Source organism: uncultured Sphingomonas sp. (genome assembly GCF_964021865.1).
Classification (GTDB): domain Bacteria; phylum Pseudomonadota; class Alphaproteobacteria; order Sphingomonadales; family Sphingomonadaceae; genus Sphingomonas.
Map to the genome: position 1 here is coordinate 1 of NZ_CAXIAM010000095.1, position 5,271 is coordinate 5,271.

Below are 5,271 nucleotides of genomic sequence, written 5' to 3' on the forward strand. Positions count from 1 at the left end.
CGACCACCGAGGTGAACAAGGTGCCGGTGACGGTGCTGTCGCGGTGCCAGCGGTTCGATTTGCGGCGCATCCCGGCGCCATTGCTCGCCGAGCATTTCGCGCGGGTGGTGGCGGCGGAGGGCGCGCAGGCCGATGCCGAGGCGCTGGCGCTGATCGCGCGCGCGGCGGAAGGATCGGCGCGCGACGGGCTGTCGATTCTCGACCAGGCGATCGCGCATGCCGATCTGGAAGGCGGCGGGGTGCGTGCCGACGTGGTGCGCGAGATGCTGGGGCTGTCGGATCGCAATGCGGTGCGCGACCTGCTGGCGCTGGTACTCGCGGCGGATGCGCCCGGCGCGCTGGCGGCGCTGCGGCGGCAATATGATCTTGGCGTCGACCCGCAGGGTGTGATGCGTGGGCTGCTGGAGGCGGTGCACGGCGTGACGCAGGTGAAGGTCGGCGCTTCAGACGATGCCGCGCAGCCCGCCGAGGAGCGCGCGGCGTATCGCGACTGGGCGGGGAAGCTGTCGTTCCCGGCGCTGCACCGGCTGTGGCAATTGTTCCTGAAGGGGCATGAGGAGGTCGGGCGCGCGGCGTTGCCGATCGAGACCGCCGAGATGGCGATCCTGCGCGCGATCCACGCCTCGACGCTGCCCGATCCGGGCGAGCTGGCGCGGCGGCTGGCGGCGGGGGACATGCCCGTCGCGACGCCGAGCGCGCCCGCCGCGCCACCGCCGCCGACGCCGGAGGATCGCGCGCCGAAGGAATTCGCGGGGGTGCTGGCGCTGCTCGACGAGCGCGGCAAGCTCGACCTGCTGGTGCGGTTGCGGCGGGGGGCGAGCCTGGTGCGCTATGCCCCGCCCGAGATCGTGTTTAGCGGGACGCGGCCGTTGTCGACCGATACGCTGACCGAGCTGGCGGCGGTGTTGCGCGAGGCGACCGGTAGCCCCTGGAAGCTGGCGATGGCCGACCTGCCCGGCGCGCCGACGATGTTCGAGGCGGAGCAGGACGTGGTGCAGGCGCGGCATGACGCGGCGCGCGCGCACCCGATCGTCGCCGCCGCGTTCGATGCCTTTCCCGGGGCCGAGCTGATCGATCCGAAACCTGCGCAGCGTAGTATTACATGATGGGGAGTATCACATGAAGGATCTCAACGACATTCTGGCGATGGCCCAGAACGTCCAGAACGAATTGCAGAAGGCGCAGGACAGCCTCGACACGATCGAGGTCGAGGGCGTCGCGGGCGGCGGGCTGGTGAAGGTCAAGGCGTCCGCCAAGGGGCGGATCATCGCGGTCGCGCTGGACGACTCGCTGATCGTCCCGTCCGAGAAGCAGATGCTGGAGGACCTGATCGCGGCGGCGCTGAACGATGCGCGCGCCAAGGCGGATGCGGCATCGTCGACCGAGATGTCGAAGATGACCAGCGGACTGCCGTTGCCGCCGGGGTTCAAGCTGCCGTTCTGAACCGGATCGGGACACGCCCAAGTCCTTTCGGAAGCGGAACATTGCTGCCGCGGTCGCATTCATGGCTCCATCTATCGAGAGGGAGAGAGCCATGAATGACGATCGCGTGACGCAGACCCCGCATACCACCATCATCGAGCGCCGTGGCGGTGGCGGTGCGGGCGTGCTGATCGGGCTGGCGGTGCTGATCGTGGTGGCGGTCGCGGCCTATTTCATGGTCGTGCGCAGCGATAGCGAGACGGCCAAGAACAATGCCATCACCTCGGCGGCAAAGAGCGTCGAGAGCACCGCCGACAAGGCCGGGTCGGCGATCGACGGGGCGACCGACGGGAAGTAATCTTTCGAAGGTCGTTCGTCATCTCGGGCTTGACCCGAGGTCGCGCTTTTCGACGATCCCCGGGTAAGAAGCGGGACCCCGGATCAAGTCCGGGGCGACGGATAGGTTACAGCAACGACCCCTGTTTCGCGCTGCTTTCGCGCGGGGCCTGGCGGAACGCCGCGGTGGCGTCGATGTAGGGCAGATCCGGGCGGCGGCCGCGGAACAGTTCTGCGAGCGTGATGATCTGGAGCCGAGGGTAGCTCCTGCCTGTCAGCCCGGACGTGAAGCGCCCGGCGGCGGCGGCTTCTTTCTCCATCGGGCGCGACGGTGCGACCTTGGTGACGAAGACCGCGGCGGCGGCTTTCTCACGGATCATCGCGGAATGCAGGTCGCGGATCATCGTGACGCCGACATGGTCGCCACCCTTCACCGATACCAGCGCGCGCTCGGTGCGGCGGCCATCGGGCTTGAAATAGATGATCCCGTCGATGCCGCCATCGGCCCCTTTCTTTCGCCCGCCATAGGGCATGGCGTCGACCATCGACACCGCCCACCATTGGAACTGGTATTTGTCGCGGCGGGCGAGGTCCTCCGCGGAGGCGAGATCCTTGGGCGTGCCCTCGACGGTGAAGGCGACGCCGGGGAAGGCGGCCTGCATCCGCTTCTCGATCAACGAGATGGCGAGATGCGTGACGTCGATGCCGATCCACTGGCGGTGGAGCTTCTGCGCGGCATGGACCGCGGTGCCGCAGCCGCAGAACGGATCGAGCACGACATCGCCCTCGTTCGAGGAAGCGGCGACGATCCGCTCCAGCAACGCCAGCGGCTTCTGCGTGGGATAGCCGAGCCGTTCCTGCGCCTGCGAGTTGAGCGCGGGGATGTCGGCCCATAATGCCTGCACCGGCATTCCCTTCGCCTCGTCGAGATAGCGTTTGAGGCGGATGCCGCCGTTGCGCGTGAAGTGTAGCCGGCCCTCGGCGTCGAGGCGGCGCATCGTGTCCTCGGGCATCCGCCACAGCGAGGTGACGCCTTTATACTCATAGGTATAGCCGCCGCCCGACAGCCCCTTGGCGGTGAGATTGTCGTCCATCCAGCGGCGGCCGTCGGGATCGCGCTGGCGGAAGCGTGCTTCATAGTCCGCGTCGTAGGCGGTGAAGGGCGGGTGCCAGACGTACTCTGCGCCACGTGTGTAGAACAGCAACGTATCGAGGTTGCGCCCCCAGCGGCCGCCATCCGCGTGCGCGGTGGTGCGTTTCCAGATGATCTCGTTGCGGTAGCGATCGGCCCCGAAGACCCCGTCGAGCAGCAGCTTGAGGTAGTGACTCGCGGTCGAATCGCAGTGGAGGTAGAGGCTGCCGGTCGGCTTGAGCACGCGGTGCAGTTCGATGACGCGTACCGCCATCATCGCCAGATAAGCCATCATATCGTTGTCGCCGAGGAAACCGCGCATGGCGTTCAGCAGGTCGAACGCCTTGCTATGGCCGCTGCGCGCGACCCGGTCGAAGGCGTCCTCAGCGCGGTCGTTCCAGCGCCAGGTGTCCTCGAACGCCTCGATCTGCGCATCGGCGCTGTCGCCGGTCGGGGAGCGGAAGAGGATGTTGTAGCTGGCGTTCGAGTTGAAGGGTGGGTCTAGGTAGACAAGGTCGATCGTCGCATCGCCGATCTCGCGGCGGAGCACGTCGAGGTTGTCGCCGTAATAGAGGTGGTTGGTCGGTCGGTTCGCGCTGGACATGCGCGCGACTGGAGCGGGGGGCGGGGCGGCTGTCGCGGTGAGCTGGGGCCATTTCGGAGGTATGCGGCCGAACGCGTCGAAAACGGATCAATCTGCCACGAACGTCATCCCCGCGGCGGCGGGGATGACGTCTGCGAGAAGGTCAGCCGTGGCCTGCCAGCGCGGCGAGCAGCAGCAACGCGACGATGTTGGTGATCTTGATCATCGGGTTGACCGCCGGGCCGGCGGTGTCCTTGTACGGATCGCCGACCGTGTCGCCGGTTACCGCCGCCTTGTGCGCCTCCGAACCCTTGCCGCCGTGGTTGCCGTCCTCGATGTACTTCTTGGCATTGTCCCACGCGCCGCCGCCGCTCGTCATCGACAAGGCGACGAACAGGCCGGAGACGATCACGCCGAGCAGCATCGCGCCGAGCGCCGCGAAGCCGCTCGCCTGGCCGTCGACCGCGCGGACGATGAAATAGAGCGCGATCGGCGACAGCACCGGGAGCAGCGACGGCACGATCATTTCGCGGATCGCGGCGCGGGTGACGAGATCGACGGTGCGGCCGTAATTGGGGCGGCTGGTACCCTGCATGATGCCGGGATTGTCGCGGAACTGCTCGCGGACTTCCTCAACGACTGCACCCGCTGCGCGGCCGACCGCGGTCATCCCGAACGCGCCGAACAGATAAGGGAGCAACGCGCCGAGCAGCAGCCCGACGATGACGTACGGGTTGCTGAGCGAGAAATCGACGGTGAGGTCGGGGAAGTAGGTCTTCAGATCGGTGGTGTAGGCACCGAACAGCACCAAAGCCGCGAGGCCCGCCGAGCCGATCGCATAGCCCTTGGTCACCGCCTTGGTGGTGTTGCCGACCGCGTCGAGCGCGTCGGTGCGTTCGCGAACCTCGTCCTCCAGCCCGGCCATCTCGGCGATGCCGCCGGCATTGTCGGTGACCGGGCCATAAGCGTCGAGCGCGACGACCATCCCCGCCAACGCCAGCATCGCGGTGGCGGCGAAGGCGATGCCGATGATCCCGGCGAGCTTGTAGGCGGCGATCACGGCGATCACGATCACGATCGTCGGCAGCGCGGTCGCCTCAAGGCTGATCGCGAGGCCCTGGATCACGTTGGTGCCGTGGCCGGTCTCGCTGGCCTTGGCGATCGACTTGACCGGGCGGTAGTTGGTGCCGGTGTAATATTCGGTGATCCAGACGATCAGCCCGGTCACCGCGAGGCCGATCATCATGCACCAGAACAGATCGGTGCCGGTGAACGCCGCCGCCGCCGGTACTCCCGCCACCGCGGCGTCCGCGCCGCCGGTGGTGATCGCGTCGAACGCGGCGTCGCGGTCGGCGTCGAGGAAGCCCGCGCCGCCGATCACCTGGTGCATGTCGCCGAGTGTCCATTGCGTCACCGCCCAGATCGCGGGCACCGACAGCAAGGCCGAGGTCCAAAAGCCCTTGTAGAGCGCGCCCATGATCGTCCCGCGCCCGAGCCGGACCATGTACGTGCCGATGATCGAGGTGATGATGCACACGCCGCCGATCGCGAGCGGCAGGCTCATCAGCCGCATCAGCTCGGCGGGGCTCGCCTGGATCAAGAGCGCGATGGATACCATCGTGACGCCGAGCGTCACGACATAGGTTTCGAACAGGTCGGCGGCCATCCCTGCGCAATCGCCGACATTGTCGCCGACGTTGTCCGCGATCACCGCGGGGTTGCGGGGATCGTCCTCGGGGATGCCGGCCTCGACCTTGCCGACCAGATCGGCACCGACATCGGCGGCCTTGGTGAAGAT

Annotated in this window: 5 protein-coding genes; 3 read left to right on the forward strand and 2 right to left on the reverse strand. The window is 67.6% G+C overall.

Annotated features, from left to right (window positions below):
- From AADI75_RS15860 to AADI75_RS15870, 3 genes are all read left to right on the forward strand, one after another.
- Nucleotides 1-1,106: DNA polymerase III subunit gamma/tau (locus AADI75_RS15860; RefSeq protein ID WP_341209955.1), on the forward strand; the 1,106-nt coding region annotated here is incomplete at its 5' end.
- 13 nt (nt 1,107-1,119) lie between these two features.
- Nucleotides 1,120-1,443, forward strand: coding sequence for a YbaB/EbfC family nucleoid-associated protein (locus AADI75_RS15865; RefSeq protein ID WP_184032762.1), 324 nt, complete (start codon nt 1,120-1,122; stop codon nt 1,441-1,443).
- A 91-nt stretch (nt 1,444-1,534) separates the two neighbouring features.
- Nucleotides 1,535-1,780, forward strand: a complete 246-nt coding sequence (locus AADI75_RS15870; protein ID WP_341209956.1) for a hypothetical protein — start codon at nt 1,535-1,537, stop codon at nt 1,778-1,780.
- Between the two features lie 106 nt (nt 1,781-1,886).
- Here the strand turns inward: AADI75_RS15870 and AADI75_RS15875 are convergent, their stop codons facing one another.
- Complete coding sequence (locus AADI75_RS15875) at nt 1,887-3,494, reverse strand: DNA methyltransferase (protein WP_341209957.1); 1,608 nt, start codon at nt 3,492-3,494, stop codon at nt 1,887-1,889.
- Between the two features lie 142 nt (nt 3,495-3,636).
- Nucleotides 3,637-5,271: V-type H(+)-translocating pyrophosphatase (locus tag AADI75_RS15880; RefSeq protein ID WP_341209958.1), on the reverse strand; the 1,635-nt coding region annotated here is incomplete at its 5' end.

Excerpts from the sequence above, each read along its gene's own strand:
- AADI75_RS15865 (WP_184032762.1), top strand. The coding sequence starts at position 1,120 with ATGAAGGATCTCAACGACATTCTGGCGATGGCCCAGAACGTCCAGAAC.
- AADI75_RS15870 (WP_341209956.1), top strand. The coding sequence starts at position 1,535 with ATGAATGACGATCGCGTGACGCAGACCCCGCATACCACCATCATCGAG.
- AADI75_RS15875 (WP_341209957.1), bottom strand. The coding sequence starts at position 3,494 with ATGTCCAGCGCGAACCGACCGACCAACCACCTCTATTACGGCGACAAC.